The organism is Halotolerantifilum yawarlongkerapense, from assembly GCF_054506745.1.
Window position 1 is genome coordinate 2,534,219 of the sequence record NZ_CP199719.1, and the last position, 19,755, is coordinate 2,553,973.

Annotated in this window: 18 protein-coding genes; 15 read left to right on the top strand and 3 right to left on the bottom strand. The window is 51.0% G+C overall.

Annotation, left to right across the window (positions count from 1 at the left end; genetic code table 11):
• Positions 1–219 precede the first annotated feature (219 nt).
• The 3 genes from ACULM0_RS12460 (at position 220) to ACULM0_RS12470 (ending at position 3,737) form a co-directional block, all read left to right on the top strand.
• A complete protein-coding gene (locus ACULM0_RS12460; protein WP_463677861.1) occupies positions 220–2,544 on the top strand; it encodes a PEP/pyruvate-binding domain-containing protein in 2,325 nt (774 codons plus the stop codon).
• Entirely contained in the window at positions 2,541–3,275 is a 735-nt protein-coding gene (locus ACULM0_RS12465; RefSeq protein WP_463677862.1) for a glycerol-3-phosphate acyltransferase, read from the top strand. The genes ACULM0_RS12460 and ACULM0_RS12465 overlap by 4 nt, the downstream gene beginning before the upstream one ends.
• Before the next feature lie 87 nt (positions 3,276–3,362).
• Positions 3,363–3,737, top strand: coding sequence for a hypothetical protein (locus tag ACULM0_RS12470; protein ID WP_463677863.1), 375 nt, complete (start codon positions 3,363–3,365; stop codon positions 3,735–3,737).
• Positions 3,738–3,818: 81 nt separating this feature from the next.
• Here the strand turns inward: ACULM0_RS12470 and ACULM0_RS12475 are convergent, their stop codons facing one another.
• A complete protein-coding gene (locus ACULM0_RS12475; RefSeq protein ID WP_463677864.1) occupies positions 3,819–5,834 on the bottom strand; it encodes an FAD-dependent oxidoreductase in 2,016 nt (671 codons plus the stop codon).
• A 419-nt stretch (positions 5,835–6,253) separates the two neighbouring features.
• Between ACULM0_RS12475 and ACULM0_RS12480 the strand changes: the two genes are divergently transcribed.
• The 6 genes from ACULM0_RS12480 (at position 6,254) to arr (ending at position 11,286) form a co-directional block, all read left to right on the top strand.
• Positions 6,254–7,456 carry an HlyD family secretion protein gene (locus tag ACULM0_RS12480; protein ID WP_463677865.1) on the top strand — a complete coding sequence of 401 codons (1,203 nt, stop codon included), beginning with the start codon at positions 6,254–6,256 and terminating at the stop codon, positions 7,454–7,456.
• 51 nt (positions 7,457–7,507) lie between these two features.
• A complete protein-coding gene (locus tag ACULM0_RS12485; RefSeq protein ID WP_463677866.1) occupies positions 7,508–8,362 on the top strand; it encodes an ABC transporter ATP-binding protein in 855 nt (284 codons plus the stop codon).
• Positions 8,363–9,478, top strand: a complete 1,116-nt coding sequence (locus ACULM0_RS12490; RefSeq protein WP_463677867.1) for an ABC transporter permease — start codon at positions 8,363–8,365, stop codon at positions 9,476–9,478.
• A 13-nt stretch (positions 9,479–9,491) separates the two neighbouring features.
• Positions 9,492–10,496, top strand: coding sequence for an ABC transporter permease (locus tag ACULM0_RS12495; RefSeq protein ID WP_463677868.1), 1,005 nt, complete (start codon positions 9,492–9,494; stop codon positions 10,494–10,496).
• A 118-nt stretch (positions 10,497–10,614) separates the two neighbouring features.
• Positions 10,615–10,812, top strand: a complete 198-nt coding sequence (locus ACULM0_RS12500; protein ID WP_463677869.1) for a hypothetical protein — start codon at positions 10,615–10,617, stop codon at positions 10,810–10,812.
• A 45-nt stretch (positions 10,813–10,857) separates the two neighbouring features.
• Positions 10,858–11,286: an NAD(+)--rifampin ADP-ribosyltransferase gene (gene arr, locus ACULM0_RS12505; protein WP_463677870.1), complete on the top strand. Its 429-nt coding sequence runs from the start codon at positions 10,858–10,860 to the stop codon at positions 11,284–11,286.
• Between the two features lie 108 nt (positions 11,287–11,394).
• On the opposite strand, the gene ACULM0_RS12510 is transcribed toward arr, so the two are convergent.
• Positions 11,395–11,598 carry a dodecin family protein gene (locus ACULM0_RS12510; protein WP_463677871.1) on the bottom strand — a complete coding sequence of 68 codons (204 nt, stop codon included), beginning with the start codon at positions 11,596–11,598 and terminating at the stop codon, positions 11,395–11,397.
• A 295-nt stretch (positions 11,599–11,893) separates the two neighbouring features.
• Between ACULM0_RS12510 and ACULM0_RS12515 the strand changes: the two genes are divergently transcribed.
• From ACULM0_RS12515 to ligD (ACULM0_RS12530), 4 genes are all read left to right on the top strand, one after another.
• Positions 11,894–13,288: a flavocytochrome c gene (locus tag ACULM0_RS12515; protein ID WP_463677872.1), complete on the top strand. Its 1,395-nt coding sequence runs from the start codon at positions 11,894–11,896 to the stop codon at positions 13,286–13,288.
• Between the two features lie 193 nt (positions 13,289–13,481).
• Positions 13,482–14,075: a DNA polymerase ligase N-terminal domain-containing protein gene (locus ACULM0_RS12520; protein ID WP_463677873.1), complete on the top strand. Its 594-nt coding sequence runs from the start codon at positions 13,482–13,484 to the stop codon at positions 14,073–14,075.
• Positions 14,068–15,069: a non-homologous end-joining DNA ligase gene (ligD, locus tag ACULM0_RS12525; protein WP_463677874.1), complete on the top strand. Its 1,002-nt coding sequence runs from the start codon at positions 14,068–14,070 to the stop codon at positions 15,067–15,069. The genes ACULM0_RS12520 and ligD (ACULM0_RS12525) overlap by 8 nt, the downstream gene beginning before the upstream one ends.
• A 12-nt stretch (positions 15,070–15,081) precedes the next feature.
• Positions 15,082–15,960, top strand: coding sequence for a non-homologous end-joining DNA ligase (gene ligD, locus ACULM0_RS12530; RefSeq protein WP_463677875.1), 879 nt, complete (start codon positions 15,082–15,084; stop codon positions 15,958–15,960).
• 79 nt (positions 15,961–16,039) lie between these two features.
• On the opposite strand, the gene ACULM0_RS12535 is transcribed toward ligD (ACULM0_RS12530), so the two are convergent.
• The gene (locus ACULM0_RS12535; protein WP_463677876.1) at positions 16,040–16,456 is read right to left on the bottom strand and encodes a hypothetical protein; all 417 of its coding nucleotides are present in this window, start codon (positions 16,454–16,456) and stop codon (positions 16,040–16,042) included.
• 294 nt (positions 16,457–16,750) lie between these two features.
• On the opposite strand from ACULM0_RS12535, the gene pflB reads away from it, so the two are divergent.
• On the top strand, positions 16,751–18,976 hold the full coding sequence (gene pflB, locus ACULM0_RS12540; RefSeq protein WP_463677877.1) for a formate C-acetyltransferase: 2,226 nt from the start codon (positions 16,751–16,753) through the stop codon (positions 18,974–18,976).
• A gap of 15 nt (positions 18,977–18,991) precedes the next feature.
• Positions 18,992–19,723: a pyruvate formate-lyase-activating protein gene (gene pflA / locus ACULM0_RS12545; RefSeq protein WP_463677878.1), complete on the top strand. Its 732-nt coding sequence runs from the start codon at positions 18,992–18,994 to the stop codon at positions 19,721–19,723.
• Positions 19,724–19,755 lie beyond the last annotated feature (32 nt).

Genomic DNA, 19,755 nt, shown 5'->3' on the forward strand with positions numbered 1-19,755 from the left:
CAGGTGCGTTGGAGAAACGATAAGATCACGATGCACCCGAGCGTGTATCCATCGCACGTGGATGCCAAATTCCGCTATGGAATTGCAGAAATTTCGGCGTACCCTTCTGGTAATCAAGGTATAAGTAGAATAACAAATGATGGGGATTGGCATTGTCACGGGAGGAGTGCGTCTTAGATCGCAATGGCAAAAGGGCAAGTCGAAAAAGGGGGGGTTGTATTGACCAGAAAGTATATTTACTCGCTCACGAAAAGGTGGTTAAGCGGCAATGTCGGTAGCAAGGCAGCAAATCTTCATTTCTTATTGCGACAGGGCATAAGAGTTCCAAGTAGTTGGGTGATTCTTTGGACTGCATATGAGGATTATCTCGTTGACAGAGAGGCAACCCTGAGAGCCTTGCGCGGTGAACTGATTGCATTTCTTGATCCCCGAAAGACGTATGCCGTTCGTTCCTCGGCATCGGTGGAAGACTCCGGTGACTTCTCCTGTGCCGGCCTCTTCAGGAGTTATCTCCAAGTCCGGGGCATCGACGAGATCCTCACGCGTATCGGCGATGTCTGGGCATCACTCGAGTCTGTCGAGTTCGAGGCATACCGAAAGCATCATATGTCTTCCGCGTCGGCTCCTCACATGGCCGTGGTCCTTCAGGAGATGGTACTAGCAGAGTGCTCGGGTGTGGTCTTCACCAAGAATCCGGTATCTGGCTTTTCGGAAACCATCATAGAAGCTGGAAAGGGCACGGGAGAAGATCAGGTTCAACTCCATCAAGAGCCCGAACGATGGGTTAGTAAATGGGGAAACTGGTCAGAGAAACCCGAAGAAAGCCTGTTGGGCGAAGCTTTGGCGCGAAACGTCGTAGTAGAGGCAAAGACAATCGCCCAAAGATACCGGCAACCCGTCGATCTGGAATGGGCCTGGGATGGGAAAGCACTGTACTTCCTACAGGTTCGACCGATCACCCGCTTGGATATTCCGGTTTTCTCTAACCGTATCGCGCGTGAGATGCTCCCCGGGATTATCAAACCATTGGTCTGGTCGGTCAACACCCGACTGATCAACCCGGTATGGGCTGGAATCCTTGGTCGGCTGACCGGAGAGCGCTCTTGGGAACCCGACAATTTCACCGGGCATTATTACTACCGTGCTTACTTTAATATGGGCGTTTTCGGTAGAGTGTTCGAGCGCCTGGGCATGCCGGCGGAGGCCTTGGAATTACTGTTCGGTTTGGAGCAGGAAGGACCGGAAAAACCCACAATGCGACCCGGTCTCGGGATCGTCGCACGGCTACCTCGTCTGCTGGCATTTGCCATAGGACTTTTGGGCATCCACCGTAGGCTCGCCCGTTTGGTCAAAGCCAAGAAACCAATCTATGAGCAGTTGGCCGTACGCATGGATGAGAAACATGATCCTTCAGAATGGTTGCAACTGGCCTCGGGCATTTTTGATAAAACAAGAGACCTGGCCTACTACAACATCATGATCCCTTTGATGGCCATGATGTACTATCGCTTACTTGGCCGTTTATTGAGCAAACATGGCTACGATGTACGCCTCTTGGAACTGAGGGGAGCACGAGAGGCCGCTACCAAATACAATCCGCAGCATGCGTTGCAAGCGCTACACGACCGGTACTACGGTCCTCTCGAGGTGGACCCAGAAGAAGCGGCGCTATCTCCTGAAAGAGAAGCAGAACTCCAACGAGATATGGATCAATTTCTGCTTAGGTTTGGCCACCTGAACGACAGCGGGAATGATTGTTCCAGTATTCCCTGGCGGGAAGTGCCGGACTTGGTCCATCGAATGATCATTCAACAGAAACCGGTCAACCGAGAAATGGAAATGCTACGTTTTGAAGATCTTGAGCTCCCTTGGATCCAACGGATTTTAGTCGGCTTTGTATACCAGCGCACGAGTCGATTTACGGTCGATCGTGAAGAAATCAGCTCGCTGTATACGTATGGATACGGTCAGTTCCGAACATGTTTCGTCAGATTAGGGGAACAGCTGGTTGATCAGGGTGTGCTCGATGACCGAGAGGATATTTACTATCTCTACTGGTCAGAGCTAAGCGATTTGATAGGAACTAGTCAACCGGCCCCACAGCAGAGATTAATCTCATCACGTCGCCAGGATATTGAGTACTACCGAGATGCTGTTTTACCGGAGATGATCCTAGGGGATGAGCAACCGCCCGTAATATCCACACCGGAAGCTGGACTCAGTGGCGTCCCCACATCTCTCGGTACGTATGCTGGACCGGCTCGTGTTGTCAGAGGTATAGAAGATTTTGGGAATATCCGTACTGGGGATGTTTTGATCGTTCCTTTTGCGGATGTAGGGTGGACGCCCTTGTTCGCGAAAGCCGGGGCGGTTATATCGGAGTCTGGGGGTATGCTTTCCCATACGTCCATTGTTGCCCGGGAGTACCGTATACCCGCGGTTGTATCGGTGGCGGGAGCTTGTCGGATTCAGAACGGGTGTTTGGTTACAGTCAACGGATACGACGGAAAAATCACCCTGTCTACTGAAAGGAGGGATGCATGATGGCTCCCATATGGGTTTTCATGGTCACGGCTGGCGTGGGTTATCTCATCGGCTCAATCTCTTTTGCTCGGTTGTTTTTCAAGAAGCTGAAACCCGAAGGCGTACCGAGTGCTATCCGCACTCCAACCACGGATGGCCAGGCGGAACTAATTTCTCATGCGGTAGGTGCTACGAACGTGATGATTGCCTTCGGTCCACGGTGGGGAGGACTGGTCAGTGCACTTGATGCACTCAAAGGATTGTTGCCGACATTGGCCGTGCTCATGCTATTTCCGGATGCGTCCTATCACCTGGTCATTGCCGTGGCAGTATTGACCGGCCATTTATGGCCGGTCTGGTATCGGTTCAAGGGAGGGGGCGGAAACTCCAGTATCATGGGCATGCTTCTCGCGATCAGTCCCTTGGGCCTGCTCATCACGCATGCCGGTGGGATGATCATTGGACGTTTCGCCCCGATGTTTGCCTTTATCGGTGGCGTTGCATTGACCATACCATGGTTTGCGGTGAGAGAGGGTGTGAATAGCCCGGAAGTCGTTTTCGCCTTGATCATCACAACCTTATATATCATGGCGGAGCTTCCTGAGATCAAGCAAATACGAGTTCTCGAGCGAGCAGGACATAAGCTGGATTACGGTCATGTTGTTTCCATGATGAAAAACGCTGCAGCAACCGGTGATCCTGTAAAATCTTATTCAGATCAAGCCAGGGAGTCTAAGATGAAGGACTCTTAAGGGAAATCACACAATAATAATGGAAGAAGACGCACTTGGAGACGGCACATTACCCGTTTTCTCTTAAGAAAGTGAGGACGTAATTCTATGTATGCTATCATCGGTGCATCGTTATTTTTCGCTATAGTCATCATGACCACGCTCGTTGCCCTCGGCTTTCCCCTCGGGGAATTTACGATGGGGGGACAGTATCGCGTTCTGCCGAAAAAGCTCAGGGTCATGGCCGTCGTATCGGTGTTTATTCAGCTCTTCGCCCTGGTTATCGTTTTGCAGGCCGGTGGTTTCCTGCCATTGTGGTTTTCCCCGCGATCGACCCGCTACATTTGCTTCTTCTTCGCAGCCTATCTGTCGCTCAACACGGTCATGAATCTGAGCTCAATGAGCAAAAAAGAAAAGTACGTCATGACGCCTCTTTCTTTGATCGCAGCGATCTGCTACTGGATTGTCGCCTTTCAGATGTAATGAGACGTTAAGAACAAAAAAGCGACGGGATCGAAGTTCTCACTTCGATCCCGTCACTTTTGAATCTCCTTTGCTGAGGCTCTATTGATTTCTCACATAGGCCATCATGCGTGAAACCCCACCACCGTTTTTCGCATTCGTGAATCCGTAGGCTTGTAAGATTTGAACCGCGTAGGCACTTCTGGCCCCGGTTGCACAGTAGAGGATGGTCTCTCTGTTCTTGTCCTCCAGGTTGTTGATCTGATACTGGAGCTGGTCCAGTGGAATGTTGACCGCTCCGGGTACGTGACCGTAGTGGAACTCGTCTGCCGTTCGCACGTCGATGATCAAGGGTCCGGTTGTCTTCTCTTCCACGACCTCTTCGGTTGCCACGTCTTCACTTGCTGTCTCGGCTGTCTCATCAAGGCTCTTTTCTTCGGGCGCAGGAAGATTCAAGACAAAGTTCGCCGGTTCAATGGCTCGGACGTAGTTCGAAAGACTGATAAAGCCACCACTGACATTGAGCACGTCGGTGAAACCAGCACCTACCAGGGTACGCAAGGCCTGGTGACCTTTTTTACCCGTTTGGTCGTAAACAAGGGTCAGTCGGTCCTTTTGCAGTTGGTCCAGGCTAGCAGAGAGCATCTCCACCGGGATGTGAAGGGCACTTTCTACGTGTGATCTCTCGTAATCAAAGATATCGCGCACATCGATCCACTGGACGTCCTTGCCTTCCAATAAGGTATCGAGTTCTGGGATGGTCAGGGCAGGTGAGAACCCAGACATTCTGTTTTCGGCAGCATATGCTGCCATGTTCATCGCATCGTTGGCATTGCCCAGCGGTGGAGAGTAGGCGAAATCGATATCGGCCAGATCTGAAACCTTGAGCCCTGAAGCCACGGCCACGGCCAAGACATCCAGTCGTCGGTCGGCGCCTTCGTAACCCGCCGTTTGTCCACCGAGCACGGTTCCCGTCTCCTTGTCGTAAACAACGAGAACCGATACCATCTCTGCGCCGGGATAATAGGAAGTGTGGTGTTCTTTGTGGATGACAATCGCATCGGCATCGATGCCCTCGGCTCTGGCCTGCTTGAGCGAGAGTCCGGTCGTACCCGCGACGGCTTCGAAGACCCGGACGATCGAAGTACCGATGGGGCCCTTGTACTCGTGTTTTTTACCCAAGGCGTTTTCAGCGGCAATCCGCCCCTGACGATTGGCAGGCCCGGCAAGGGGAATGCGAACCTTTTTCCCAAGCACACGGTGCTCGAGTTCAATCATATCGCCGGCAGCGTAAATGTGCTCATCGCTCGTTCGGAGCGTCGTATCGACGAGAAGCCCACCAGCATCGCCAATGGAAAGACCGGACTCCTGAGCCAGCTTCAGCGTCGGTCGAACGCCGATGGAGAGCAAGACCATATCGGCATCCACGACCGTACCATCGTTGAGCTTGGCGTCTGTGGCGCCAATTTCGGAAAGGGCTACGTTCGTGTGTAGATCCACACCGTAGGAGATCATCTCTTCTTGGATAAACCCTGCGATTTCCGCTTCCATGATGCCCATCACGTGTGGCATCATCTCGACTACCGATACCTGGAGTCCTCTTTTCGCGAGTGCTTCCGTCATCTCCAAGCCGATGAAGCCACCACCGACAACGACTGCCGTTTTGGGTTCATGATCCTCGATAAAGGAGTTGATCTTGTCCATGTCATCGAGCGTCCACAACTGGAATACATGCTCTTGATCCGACCCGGGGATCGGTGGCGCGATAGGTTTTCCACCTTGAGCCAGAATGAGCTTGGTGTAGTCAAAAGCATTCTCGTCACCTGTCTGAGAATTGACCGTGTGAACGACTCTGTTCTCTCGATCAATTTTTGTTGCCGTAGTATGAATATGCACTGTTGTGTCGTATTGATCCTTGAAGCTTTCCGGACTCTGTAGGATCAACTTTGATCGACTTTTGATGTCCCCACCAATATAGTAGGGCAACCCACAGTTTGCAAAGGAAATATCTGCCCCTGCTTCTAAGATTGTAATCTGGGCATCAGGTGAAAGTCTACGGGCCTTCGCTGCGGCGGTCGCCCCAGCGGCGACGCCACCGATGATAACAATTTTCTCCATACTAACCACTCCTATAAATAGATTTCAAAGTAAAGGGGCGAAGTCGAATACTTCGCAGCCACATCTCTATCCGACCCCCGGGGGAGGGGGACGCTTGTTTCCTTTATCTTATAGGTGATAGGAAGGAATGTCAATGAAAAAAATGTAACACCTGATCAGAATAGGGTCGTCCGTTGCCTAGGTCGAAAGCCAATTAGACTTATTCCTGTTGACCTACCATCGGGTCTCCTTGACAATAGGGCTGATCAGGTGGAATGGGCTTTCGTTTTACGGGTTCGAAAGGATTGGGAAACCAGTAGGTTTCGCGATTCCCTGAAGCGGGTACTTATGAATGAAAGGTTACGAGGATTCGTAGGATCGGCAAGCGATCTGCATCGGGGGCTAACATCCCGAAGCTGGAGTTAGGAGTGGAGGGCGTTATGAAAAAGAAACTGATCATCGCTTTTGTCATTTTCGCGGCAGTTGGAGTAGGAATATTTTATGTGTTGACCACGGGAAACATCGGTACGAGATACAACACAGCCGAAGCAACAATAGGCGAAGTGGCCGTATCGGTGGAAGAAGTGGGGACAATCAGCTCAAGTGATGTCAAACGATATTATGGTACGGGTACAGGTCGAGTGGAAGAAATGAATCTAAAGCTGGGTAATCGTGTAGAAGCAGGTCAGCTCCTGGTCAAGTATGAAGACCATTTGGATCTTGAAGTGAAAGTGGTGGAAAAGCAAATAGAGGCGCTGGAGGCCACCTATGGTGAGGCCCTCACCGGATCTGATGTCGAGAGTGTGAATAGCGCCATGATCGCCATATCACGGATCAGAAATGATCTGGCGCAGGCGACCAAGAACAAGGATCGGATCGAAGCACTTTACAACAATGGTGCTGCTTCTCGTGTAGAACTCGAGCGGGCTGTCAATAGCGTGGAACAATTCCAGAGCAGTCTGGGCACTGCACAGAACACCTACAGGCAGCTGACGAAAGGTGTTTCTGAGAACACCAAGAGAAGATATGAGGCGGAAATCGAGGTGTTGCTCCTCACCTTGGAGCGTATCGAAAATAGTCGTGAGGACTATGCGCTCTATGCAGAGCAGGAAGGCATCGTGACGGACCTCAACACCTTTGTGGGGGATCGACCATCGCCAGGCTCGCTGATCCTAGAGATTCAAGATCCAACGAAAAAAGTAATTTTGGTCGACTTCATGGTGGAAGATGCGCGTAAGATTAGCCCCGGTATGATGGCGACAGTTGAAGATACTCGACTTGGTTTCACCCTAGAGCAACTGGAAGTCGAGCAGATACATCCCAAGGCTTTTATGACCCTATCCGAACTTGGGGTAGAAGAAAACCGCCAGACCGTGGAAGTGGGCCTCCCTCAGTCCGTGGATGATCACGCCTACGGAATAGAGGTCAGGACAAGGGTGATGATCGAGGAAGCAAGGGAAGTTTTGCTCATTCCAAAGGGTGCGGTCACCAGAGAAAACGGGACCGTTCTCGTCAAGGTCCTTGAGGATGGAAATCCCGTAGACCGTCCAATCACAACAGGTGTAGAGATAAACGATCAGATCGAGGTGATAGCGGGTCTGACAGAGGGTGAATTGTTCATCCTAAATTTTCGAGAAGATTAGCATGTGCTGGGACCTCGGGGCTCGGCGCACCGAAATGAAGGGATGAGTCAGATGATCACAGTAGAGAACCTTTACCATTCTTATAGCAATGACGAGAATTATGCCGTGGATGATGTGAGCTTTGAGATCAAGAAAGGTGAGATCTTTGGATTTTTGGGCCCTTCGGGAGCTGGCAAATCCACAACGCAAAATATCCTGGTGGGTCTTCTGCAACTGCAGAAGGGCAACGTGGAGGTAGCCGGTTACGACGTCAAGCACATCAAGAACAAGATGTTCAATAAGATCGGTATGTCCTTTGAACAATCGAACGTCTACAACAAGATGTCCGGTCTGGAGAACCTCGAATTCTATGGGAAGCTATTCGATGTGGAGACCAGAGATCCCATGGAACTGATCAAATTAGTAGGGCTAGACGGTAAAGAGAAGATCAAGGCCGGTAAGTATTCCAAGGGAATGAAGCACCGGCTGACTTTCGCCCGATCTATGCTCAACAACCCTGAGATCTGGTTTCTCGATGAGCCTACCACAGGACTGGACCCTGCCATCGCATCGAATATCAAGGATATCATCAAGCAGGAGAACGAAAAGGGAGTCACCGTCTTCCTGACGACCCATAACATGTACATTGCCGATGAGCTTTGCGATCGCGTGGCTTTTATCGTGGATGGAAAGATCAGGTTGATCGATTCACCGAAGGAACTGAAGTTGAAGTACGGCGAAAAACTGGTGGAAGTAGAGTATATCAAGAATGGTGAATTGATGATGGAGCGCTTTTCCACAGTCGTTGAAGAAGAGAAGGCGCGGCTCGCCGAAGTGATCAGAGAATACGAGATCCAGACTATGCACACCAAGGAGGCCACGCTCGAGGAGATCTTCATCAAGGTAACCGGAAGGAAATTGGTTTAGATGAAACTTTGGTATAGTTTCGCAAAAGAGCTCAAACTCTCGTCAAAAAGTTGGTATTTCTATATTGAACTGGGCATGGCCATTGTCTTGCTCTTGATAATCGTTTTCGTGGTGCCCGAGGACTTCGACACCAAGGGGGAAGAATACCTCTTTCTCGACTTACCCCAGGTTGTCAAGGACCGTTACAGAGAGAACCTGCTCGAGGATGATCTCGATGAAAGGGCAGAGCAGATCGACATTGAGGCCGGAGATGGATTTTTTCATGCCGAGCTTTACGAAACCGAAGAAACGGAAATCCACCTACTCGAGAGTATGGCGGCCCTCGAGGCCATTTCGAGTATCGAACGATTGCCCGCTGTACATGTGCGGGTCAACGAAGTGGGACAGATCGTCCACACCTATTACCTACAGGGTTATGAAACGCAAAAGCTGAAGAATCTACTCACGGTCTATCACAATCGATTGGCTGGGCATGATGTCATAGAGGAATATGCCGATGGTATCCAAGTCAGGAAGTTGTATGAAGAATCAGAACCGCTCAGCGATCGGGAGAATCTGATTCCCGTGTTCCTCACCTTCAATGGAAGCCTCATGAGCCTTTTCATTATTGCAGCCTATATATTCCTCGATAAAAATGAAGGGATCATCAAGGCTTATGCCATCACAGCTTCTTCTGTATCGCATTATCTGCTCAGTAAGATTGGGGTGATCATTCTCACGGGAATCGTGACGACCCTGATCATCACGATCCCCGCGATGGGGTTACAGCCTCATTATCCTGCGATGATCCTCTTTATTCTGACATCGGGATTCTTTGCCGCGTCTCTTGGTCTCTTGCTCACGAGCTATTATCAGGATATCGTGGAGGCTTTTGGTGCCATGTACATCGTGATCATGATCATGATCATGCCCAACATCTCCTACTTCACACCGAGTTGGGACCCCGCCTGGGTGAAGATTATTCCGAGCTATGTGATGTTACAGGGCTTCAAAGAGATTATTTCGGTTAACGGTAACATCCCCTATGTCCTGTTGGCCTCCCTCGGATTCGCGGTATTGGGCCTCGACCTTTTTATCCTGGCAAACTACAGGTTCAAAAAGACCTTGTCCCTATGAAGGAGTGTTGAAGATGATCAGACAGATACTCTTGATTTTTCAAAGGGACCTGAAGACGAGTGTGAGAAATTATATCACCCTGTATATTATCGTGGTACCGATTATTTTCGCCATCATGATCAATGTGTTCTCACCGGGTATCAACGACACCACAGTGGAGATGGTCCTACTCGAGGGAGAGAATCCCGACCAGGTCGCATATTTCCGTCAGTTTGCAAATGTCGAAGAACTAGAGACGCTCGAGGCGATCGAGAATCGGGTGAGAAAAAGGGACAATATCATTGCGGTACTACCCGCTGAGGGCGTGGACTACTACATCCTGTCACAGGGTAATGAACCAGAATATGTAGTCGACTATGTGAGGAGTCTGGCGGCATTCGATCATTTTGAAATCGGTATGGAACAGTCCATGATCGAGATCATGGACTACGGAAGAGATATCCCTCCCCTGAAAAAAATCATGGTCAATACCGCGATGATCTTTACCTCGATACTCGGAGGGATGATCATTGCTTTGAATATCGTTGAGGAGAAAACGGATAACACGATCAGTGCCATGCATCTTTCGCCGGTATCCAGGATGGGCTTTATTGCTGGCAAGAGTATGATCGGCGTATTCGTGCCACTGATTGGAACAATACTCCTCTTGGTGATCACTGGTTTTCGAGAGATCAACTATCTGTTCGCCGTGCTCATGGTGATCACGTCGTGTATCATCAGCATCCTTATCGGGTTCATCGAGGGGATCAATAACGATGACGTGATGAACGCCGCGGGCAATATGAAGATTCTATTCTTACCCTTGTTCGGAAGCATCGCCGGAGAAGAGCTGTTGGCAGACAAATGGCAGGTGCTCTTTTACTGGATTCCCTTTTACTGGACTTACAAGGGAAACAAACTGGTCCTATCTAACAGCGGTTCCTGGCTGGAGATCATCCGGTACGCCGGGATCGTGATGGGTATCAGTGCCATCGTGTTCCTGCTGTTGGCACCTCGAATCAGAAAGGGACTAGAGTAGTCAATCTCTAGCGTGCTTACCGATTCATAGTCAAGTATAGCTGCTGTTCCCTATCTTTTTTGTACGGAAGCAGCACGATAGGATTTCATGTGAAATTCTAAGAGGGGAGGAAACCATAATGACGATTTGGGGAATTCTAGCGATTTTGTATGCTGCGGTAATTGTTGTCATCACAGTTGTGAAGCCGCAGAAGATTTGGAGCATGAAGAAAATTCAACTCTTCATAAAAGTGCTGGGTGACAAGGGAACGGAGATTTTCTTATACATCTGTGCACTTTTATTTCTGGTGTTGGGCGCCTGGTTGCTCACCAATTAACCACTGCTTTGTAGCAGAAGGAAGAAAGAGAGGATCAGGACTAGGATGAAAGACAAGCAACCTCCATCAGGCGTCAAGGACCGAGGACCCTTCTATCATGGTACCAAGATAGACCTGAAAATCGGGGATTTCCTTGAACCGGGATTCAGGTCGAATTACGGAAAGAAAAAGAAGGCCAGTTTTGTCTACCTGACGGCTACACTAGATGCCGCCGTCTGGGGAGCCGAGTTGGCTGAAGGTGATGGATCCGGACGGATCTATCGGGTAGAAGCGACGGGACCAATTGAGAACGATCCCAACTTGACGGATAAAAAATTTCCAGGGAACCCCACCCGGTCCTATCGAAGCAGACAGCCGCTGAGAGTCGTAGGCGAAGTGACAGACTGGGAGGGGCATGCTCCTGGAGTGCTCCAGAAGATGCGCGAACACCTGGAGAAACTCAAAGAACAGGGTATCGAGGCGATCAATGAGTGACAGTTCACGGTAAATATTGACACAAGAAAAACTCCCTATTGATCGAGCTTTTGGTAAAAGTCGAATCGATAAGGAGTTTTCCATTTTGTGTAATCCGTTGACGACTACTTAGTCGTGTACCAGGAATGAGACTTTCGCGTTCACGCGATAGTTGACGATTTTATCGTTCTCAACGATCGCCTGGAAGTCTTTCACGTATACGGTTTCCACGTGATCGACTGATTTTGATACTTGATTGACAGCTTCCTGTGCAGCCGCCTCCCAACCATCGGTTGATTCAGCAAGAACTTCAATCACTTTTACTACAGCCATTTCAACACTCTCCTTTCAAATTTTTTATTGTATTCTATATTGAACGGATCAATACCAATGTACGGGTTATCTACCGATCCGTCGGTCGACGCATTCGCGTGGGCATTCGTCGCTGTGCGGTCAGGCACTCCTGAAGAACGCCTCTTTTATTCATTACCCGTACTTGGTTGACATAAAACAAAACAAGACATAAGACTGGACGCTTTCACGATTCCTTCGGCCACTGAACACTTGCTGAGAAGAATCTGACAGTATAGACTTACCATAGAACCTTGAACTCGGGAAGGAGTTGCTCATGGAAGAAAAGATGCAGTGGCATACAGAAGTCGATGTGCTCGTTGTCGGAAGTGGATTCGCCGGCTTGTCGGCGGCCATCGAAGCTGGTGAGGCGGGAAAAATGGTGGTAGTGGTCGAGAAAATGAAGGCTGCCGGTGGGAACTCGATCATTAGCGACGGAGGAATCGCTGCACCTGGTACAGAGATTCAGGATCAATGGGGTATTGAGGATAGCGAGCAGTTGATGTACGACGATATGTTGAAAGCGGGTCTTGGTCTCAACCACCCCCACCTGCTCCGAACCGTCGTGGAAAATGCAAGGCAAGCTTTTAAATGGACGGTCGATCATTTGGGTGTTCCTTACATGGACCGGGTAGATGTATTCGGTGGACACACTGTCCCGCGATGTTATACACCTGAAGGGATAACAGGTGGAACAATCCTCAAGAAAATGTTGAAGCGAATCGAAGAACTGCAGATTCCCATCCTTTACAGCACCTCCTTTCGGTCCCTGATCACAGACAAAAGCGGTCGTGTGGTGGGAGCACATCTACTGAAAGCCTACGATTATCGAGAGGATAAAGGGTTACCTGAAATGGTTCGAACGCACAAAGGTGTCATCCTTGCCTCCGGTGGTTACGGTGCCGACGTGATCTTTCGTTCGCTACAGGATCCAAGGTTGGACGAAACCATCATGACGACCAATAAACCCTTTGCCACGGCAGAGGCCCTTAAATCCGCCCTGCATATAGGTGCCGGATCGGTCCAGTTATCACAGATCCAACTCGGGGCCTGGGCCTCGCCCGATGAGCGAGGTTTTGGACACGGTCCCCTGTTCGCCGATTACATTCTGTTTCAGTACGGGGTGATCGTTGATCCCGAAACGGGTGAACGGTTCGTGAATGAGCTAGGCGATCGCAAAGAGTCAGCCGATGCAATCTTGGGCATCGGACACCCCTGTATCGGCATTGCCGATGAGCGGGCCGTGCGTACCTCGGGCTGGGACATTTCCAAGGCCGTGGACAAGGGTGTGGTGAGACGCTACGATTCACTGGAAGAGCTGGCCGGTGTCTACGAGATGAATGTGGAGGATTTTGAGAGTGAGATCCGGCGTTACAATGGATTTGTTCGAAACGGGAGTGATGATGACTTTCGAAAACCGATCGTCTCGAAAGCCAATCCGATCGAGAAGGCACCTTTTTACGCCATGCGCCTTTGGCCCAAGGTCCACTTCACCATGGGGGGGCTGGCCATCAACGAGGAGGCCCAAGTGGTCGATTTCGTTGGACATACCATTCGAGGTCTTTACGCAGCAGGAGAGGTCGTGGGAGGGGTCCACGGGGCCAGCCGACTGGGGAGCTGTGCCATCACAGAGTGTATCGTTTTCGGGAGGATCGCCGGGAGAAAGATATAGTCTTGCCGCAATGAAAACACATCATACAGATCATTGGCTTTCCGATGAATATGAAAAAGAGGCTACCCAAGTGGCCTCTTTTTCGATAGAAACGATGAAAGGAAGGTTAGCGATGTGCGGTTTATGGTAAATAATGAGTAAAGAGAAGAGTTTTCAATAATTGCACGAATGCACAGGAAAGGTTGTGAAGAGCGTGAAGGAACATCTGGAAGATTACTATGACAAACGGGATATCGACCGGTCGCCTGAACCCAAAGGGGAGAAAAAAAGCACGGAAGGAAAGCCGATTTTCGTGATCCAGAAGCATGATGCAAGCAGTCTTCATTACGATTTTCGACTGGAGGTGGACGGGGTTCTAAAGTCATGGGTCATACCCAAAGGGCCTTCAACGGATCCTGACGAAAAGCGACTGGCGATTCCCACGGAAGACCATCCCCTCGATTATGCGGATTTCGAAGGTGTGATTCCTGAGGACCAATACGGTGGCGGTGAAGTGATCGTGTGGGACACGGGTGCTTACGAGAACACATCGAAAAAAGAAGGGGAATCCCTCTCGATAGAAGAAGCGATCGAAAAGGGGCACGTCACCGTTCTACTCCGAGGGACGAAGCTTCAGGGTGGATACGCCCTGATCAGGACCGGTAGCGGCGAGGAAGAACAGTGGCTCTTCATGAAGATGAAGGACGATGCGGCGGACGCTAGGAGAAATCCCGTGAGTACGGAACCGAAATCCGTACTCAGCGATCAGACAATCGAGGATCTCAAAGAGGAAAAGCCCGATGAGTGAGATGAAGAGCATCATAGCCGATGATGAGGTGGATCAACTGGTTCGGAAGGAACAACCCGATTGGATGGAACCGATGCTGGCCACGTTATCCCATGAGCCTTTTGACGACGAGAGCTGGCTTTACGAACGTAAGCTGGATGGTGAGCGCTGTTTGGTTTTTAAACACAATGGAGAGCTCAAGCTCATGTCCCGAAACAAGAAATCACTGAATGCCAAGTACCCTGAGATCGTCGATGCGTTTGCGTCGATGGAGGTCGGTCATCTGATCGTTGACGGTGAGATTGTCGCCTTCGAGGACCATGTGACCAGTTTCTCGAGGCTTCAAAAGCGCATGCATATGGCCGACGAGGAAAAGGCGAAGAAGAGCGAGGTGAAAGTCTATTACTACGCCTTCGATCTCATGTACGCTGGTGCCTATGATCTGACGCATCTAAAACTGAAAGAACGAAAAAAAGCGCTCAAGAATCTGCTAACCTATCGGGATCCAGTTCGCTATACACCGCATCGCAATACCCATGGCCTCCGGTTTCTAGAAGAAGCTTGTGGCAAGGGTTGGGAAGGGTTGATCGCCAAGAGGACCGATAGTCAGTACCTGCATTCGCGATCGAAAAAGTGGCTCAAATTCAAGTGCGAGAAGAGCCAGGAGTTCGTCATCGTGGGCTATACCGATCCCGAGGGAGAACGTATTGGATTCGGCGCCCTGCTCTTGGCTTACTACGAAAAGGATCGGTTGAGATACGCAGGTAGGGTCGGTACGGGCTTTACGGATGATTTTTTGGGGTGGATGATCCAAGAACTCGAGACGAGAACAATCGATCTGGCACCTTTTGATGGCGCATCTCCCGGCGGTGCAATCCACTGGGTCCAACCGGAGATGGTGTGCGAGGTAAGGTTCACCGAGTGGACGGAGGATGGAAAGCTGAGGCATCCGAGTTTCAAGGGTCTGAGGGAAGATAAAGATCCTAGTGAGGTGACCAGAGAAGACGCCCGATGAAAGGGGAGAAGGATGATGCAGATCAACGATAGAAACATCGAACTGTCGCACACCCAGAAGGTTCTATTCGCGGAGAATGGTATCACAAAGGGCGATTTGATCGACTACTACCGAAGGATCTCTTCTGTGATGCTCCCTCATTTGGAGGGACGCCCTATGACCTTACATCGGTTTCCCGAAGGCATTGAAGGGGAGGGGTTTTACCAGCAACAAGTACCTGAGTATTTCCCAGACTGGATTGACCTGCTCACCGTGGAGAGAAAACAGGGTGGAACAATCAGTCATGTGGTCTGCAACAACACGGCGACCCTTGTGTATCTGGCGAACCTTGCGTGCGTCACTCCCCATGTCTGGCTGAGCAGAAGCACTCATTTGAAAAAACCGGACAAAATGCTATTCGATCTAGATCCCCCGGAAGAGGATTTCTCTTCGGTGGTGAAAGCAGCACGAGCCCTTCGGGAGCATCTGGATGGCATGCGTTTACCGTCTTATCTCATGACAACAGGCTCCAAGGGCCTACACGTCGTTGTGCCGATCGTCCCGGAGCTCTCTTTCGATGAGGTTCGGGCGCACGCGGTGAAGATCGCCGAGCACATTGCAGGCAACCAACCCCAAGCGTTCACAACCGAGCAGCGGATAGAGAAGCGAGAGGGAAGGGTATTCATCGATTATTTGCGGAATGCCTATGGTCAGACATCAGTGGCGCCCTATAGCATCCGTAGTCTTCGAGATGCTCCAGTGGCCACCCCTCTCGATTGGGAGGAGCTTTCCATTGATGATTTCGATCCCCGACGCTACAATATCAAGAATATCTTCCGGAGGCTCGGGCAGAAGGAGGATCCCTGGAAAGACATGGTCAAGTCGGCAGTGGCTCTGGATGAAGCATTCTAACCTTGTCTTCGAACCGGATTGCAAAGGGAGCATCAAGGATCACAACAGAGGCCGCATCCCAATAAAGGGATACGGCCTCTTATCTGCGTTTTGAAATTCTCAGAAGCTCTTGGTTTTCCCACGGAATGATGTAGACCGTTTTGAGCATGGGCAAGAGGAGCAACCACCGATCGGCCTGAGAGGGATGGCTGTAGGTGAAACCGGGATCCGGTTTGGGATGGGTGTGCAAAAAAGCCTCGATCTGTGCACCGTACCCGAGCCATTGGTGGATAGCTTCGATAAGATATAGATACAAGAAGGGGAGGATGACATTCGGCTGAAGGGGTCCTCTCTTTCGCATGCCCCTGTAGGTACGACCGCAGTAGTAGACCCTCCCACCACCTACCGAACGGGAGTAGAGGAGGGCCCCCATCTCATGGGTCTCGCTCAGGGGGCGGTAAAGAACGGCCCACTCTTTTGCAGTTTCCTGTGCTGAAAAAGATGTTATGCTCTTCACAAGAATCCTCCTATGGTCAAGGAGCACTGGGTTTTTAACGAATATGTACGGCTATTGGAGATATACCCAGATGACGTATGAAATAAGAGAAGACATCATGGGTAGACCTTTGGCGACCCTTGCCAGGGAGCAAACTACTTGAAGGCATGAACCCGTCTTGTTCTTTTTCAAAAACATGGGCGGTAAAGGTTGCCCTCTCAAAACCGAGTGTGGTATATTGTATACATAGATAACCATTATCAATTACGCCGGATAATTGCGAACAAATACCAATCCATATGGAGGGATGATCCGATGAAAGCGTGGAGAAATTTTCAAACGGGAAAGTGGAACCAAGAGATTGACGTCAGAGATTTTATCCAGCTCAATTACGAACCCTATACAGCAGATGATCATTTTCTAGCGGGAGCAACAGATCGTACGCGAGCGCTTTGGGATGAGGTTTCTGATCTCATGGCGGAAGAAAACAAGAAGGGCATCCTAGGTGCGGATACCGATCTGATCTCATCGATCATTTCTCATTCACCTGGTTACATTAACCAAAAGACCGAGCGCATCGTCGGGCTCCAGACAGATGCTCCGCTCAAGCGTGCACTGATGCCTTTCGGCGGTGTCCGCGTGGCACGAGGTGCTCTCGAGGCCCACGGCTATCAGATGGCGGATCAAATCGCGGAAATCTTCAACAAGGGCTATCGGAAGACACATAACGATGGCGTCTTCGATGCCTACACCACCGAGATGAAAAAAGCCAGGTCCACGGGAATCATCACAGGCCTCCCGGATGCCTACGGAAGAGGGCGGATCATCGGAGATTACCGACGGGTAGCGCTCTATGGTATTGACAGCCTGATTGATTATAAGAAAAAAGAGAAGGAACTGCTCGTTCTCGACGTGATGGATGAGCGGCTGATCCAGCTCCGCGAGGAGATCACCGAGCAGATCCGCTCCCTGGGTGAACTGAAGGAAATGGCCGCGTCCTATGGCTGCGACATCTTCCGACCCGCGAACAATGCCGCAGAGGCTATCCAGTGGACCTACTTCGGTTACCTGGCTGCAGTCAAAGAGCAGAACGGCGCCGCCATGTCGCTTGGCCGCGTGTCGACTTTCTTCGATGTTTATATCCAGCGTGACCTGGCAGAAGGGGTGCTGACAGAGGAGATGGCCCAGGAGCTGATCGACGATTTTGTCATCAAGCTCCGTATGGTGCGGTTCCTCCGCACACCATCCTACGATGAACTTTTTTCGGGAGATCCCACTTGGGTGACAGAGGTCATCGGTGGGATGGGCATCGACGGTCGTACGCTGGTCACCCGCTCGAGCTTCCGGATCCTGAACACGCTGAACAACCTGGGACCAGCTCCGGAACCCAACCTGACCGTACTCTGGTCCACTCGTTTGCCGGAAGGATTCAAGCGCTTTGCCTCTGAAATGTCCGTGAAGACTAGTTCGATCCAGTATGAGAACGACGATCTGATGCGTGTCGATTACGGTGATGACTACGGGATCGCCTGTTGTGTTTCAGCCATGCGAATCGGCAAGCAGATGCAGTTCTTTGGTGCCAGGGCCAACCTGGCTAAGGCGCTTCTCTACGCCATCAACGGTGGTAAGGACGAGAAGACCGGCGAGCAGATCGGCCCCGCCTTCGCCCCGATTACCGGCGATGTTCTGGAGTACGGTGTCGTTATGGATCGATTCGACCAGGTCATGGACTGGCTGGCCAATCTCTACATCAATACCTTGAACATCATCCACTACATGCACGACAAGTATGCTTATGAACGCGTGCAGATGGCACTACACGATAAGGACGTGCTCCGCACCTCTGCCTGCGGTATCGCCGGCTTGTCGGTGGTAGCGGACTCCCTGTCGGCCATGAAACACGCCGAGGTTAAGATCATCCGCAATGATGAAGGGCTGGCTGTCGATTACGAGGTAAGGGGCGATTACCCGGCCTTTGGAAATGACGACGATCGCGTGGACGATCTCGCCGCACAGGTGGTAGAGACCTTCATGAACAAGCTTCGCAAGAACAAAACCTACCGCGATTCTACACCGACGCTGTCGATTCTGACGATTACCTCCAATGTGGTCTACGGTAAAAAAACCGGGAGTACACCCGACGGTCGTAAGGCGGGAGAACCCTTTGCTCCGGGCGCGAACCCGATGCACGGGAGGGACCAGAACGGAGCCATCGCCTCGATGGCCTCAGTGGCCAAGATTCCCTATGCACACGCGGAGGATGGGATTTCCTACACCTTCTCGATCGTCCCCGGGGCACTGGGGCAGGATCTAGTAACGCGGATATCGAATCTCAGTGGACTGCTCGATGGCTACTTTGCCTCCGGCGGTCACCACATCAACGTGAACGTTTTTGATCGGGAGACCCTGGAAGATGCCATGGACCGACCGGAACTCTACCCGCAGCTGACGATTCGCGTGTCTGGTTACGCCGTGAATTTTATCAAGCTCACGCGAGAGCAACAGCTTGATGTGATCAATCGAACTTTCCACGTACGTTAAGAGGAGTTGAGAGCTATGGCGATCACAGGACGGATTCACTCAATTGACAGTCTCGGGGCTGTGGATGGCCCCGGCCTGCGCACCGTTGTCTTTCTCCAGGGATGCCCGCTCCGGTGTGTGTACTGCCATAACCCGGACACCTGGGCCTTTGCCGGTGGTCAAGAAACGACAGTCGAGGAACTCATGGTCAAAGTCAAGCGCTACCAGGCTTTCTCCCGCTTCTCCGGCGGCGGTTTAACTGTATCCGGAGGAGAGCCCATGGCCCAGCCCACCTTTGTCACAGCACTCTTCGAGGCCGCCGGAGAGGCGGGGATCCACCGAACCCTGGATACTTCAGGCACACGGGATGCCAAGACAGCAGGAGACGTGCTCCGTCAGACGGATCTGCTCATTCTCGATGTGAAGTCGACAGATGCGGAACGCTATGAGAGCATCACAAAGGTGTCCAGCGAGCGATTCGACATCACGATGAACGAGGCTTCAAAACGTAACATCCCCACTTGGTTGCGCCTTGTTGTTGTGCCAGGACTGACCGATGGACAAGATGAAATTGAAGGTCTCAAAAGACTCAAGGAGCGCTATCCCAACATCCAGAAGATCGAACTGCTCCCCTTTCATAAAATGGGAGAACACAAGTGGGAGGAGCTAGGGATTCCCTACACACTCGGAGAGACCCCTGCCATGGATCCGGAGGTTGCGGCAAAGATGCAAAAAGAAGCGATGGACGATCGCTGTCATATCGGGTAGTAGCGTCCCCTCCAGTATTGGAGGGGATTTTT

Excerpts from the sequence above, each read along its gene's own strand:
- ACULM0_RS12465 (WP_463677862.1), top strand. The coding sequence starts at position 2,541 with ATGATGGCTCCCATATGGGTTTTCATGGTCACGGCTGGCGTGGGTTAT.
- ACULM0_RS12470 (WP_463677863.1), top strand. The coding sequence starts at position 3,363 with ATGTATGCTATCATCGGTGCATCGTTATTTTTCGCTATAGTCATCATG.
- ACULM0_RS12475 (WP_463677864.1), bottom strand. The coding sequence starts at position 5,834 with ATGGAGAAAATTGTTATCATCGGTGGCGTCGCCGCTGGGGCGACCGCC.
- ACULM0_RS12480 (WP_463677865.1), top strand. The coding sequence starts at position 6,254 with ATGAAAAAGAAACTGATCATCGCTTTTGTCATTTTCGCGGCAGTTGGA.
- ACULM0_RS12485 (WP_463677866.1), top strand. The coding sequence starts at position 7,508 with ATGATCACAGTAGAGAACCTTTACCATTCTTATAGCAATGACGAGAAT.
- ACULM0_RS12490 (WP_463677867.1), top strand. The coding sequence starts at position 8,363 with ATGAAACTTTGGTATAGTTTCGCAAAAGAGCTCAAACTCTCGTCAAAA.
- ACULM0_RS12495 (WP_463677868.1), top strand. The coding sequence starts at position 9,492 with ATGATCAGACAGATACTCTTGATTTTTCAAAGGGACCTGAAGACGAGT.
- ACULM0_RS12500 (WP_463677869.1), top strand. The coding sequence starts at position 10,615 with ATGACGATTTGGGGAATTCTAGCGATTTTGTATGCTGCGGTAATTGTT.
- arr (WP_463677870.1), top strand. The coding sequence starts at position 10,858 with ATGAAAGACAAGCAACCTCCATCAGGCGTCAAGGACCGAGGACCCTTC.
- ACULM0_RS12510 (WP_463677871.1), bottom strand. The coding sequence starts at position 11,598 with ATGGCTGTAGTAAAAGTGATTGAAGTTCTTGCTGAATCAACCGATGGT.
- ACULM0_RS12515 (WP_463677872.1), top strand. The coding sequence starts at position 11,894 with ATGGAAGAAAAGATGCAGTGGCATACAGAAGTCGATGTGCTCGTTGTC.
- ligD (WP_463677874.1), top strand. The coding sequence starts at position 14,068 with ATGAGTGAGATGAAGAGCATCATAGCCGATGATGAGGTGGATCAACTG.
- ligD (WP_463677875.1), top strand. The coding sequence starts at position 15,082 with ATGATGCAGATCAACGATAGAAACATCGAACTGTCGCACACCCAGAAG.
- pflB (WP_463677877.1), top strand. The coding sequence starts at position 16,751 with ATGAAAGCGTGGAGAAATTTTCAAACGGGAAAGTGGAACCAAGAGATT.
- pflA (WP_463677878.1), top strand. The coding sequence starts at position 18,992 with ATGGCGATCACAGGACGGATTCACTCAATTGACAGTCTCGGGGCTGTG.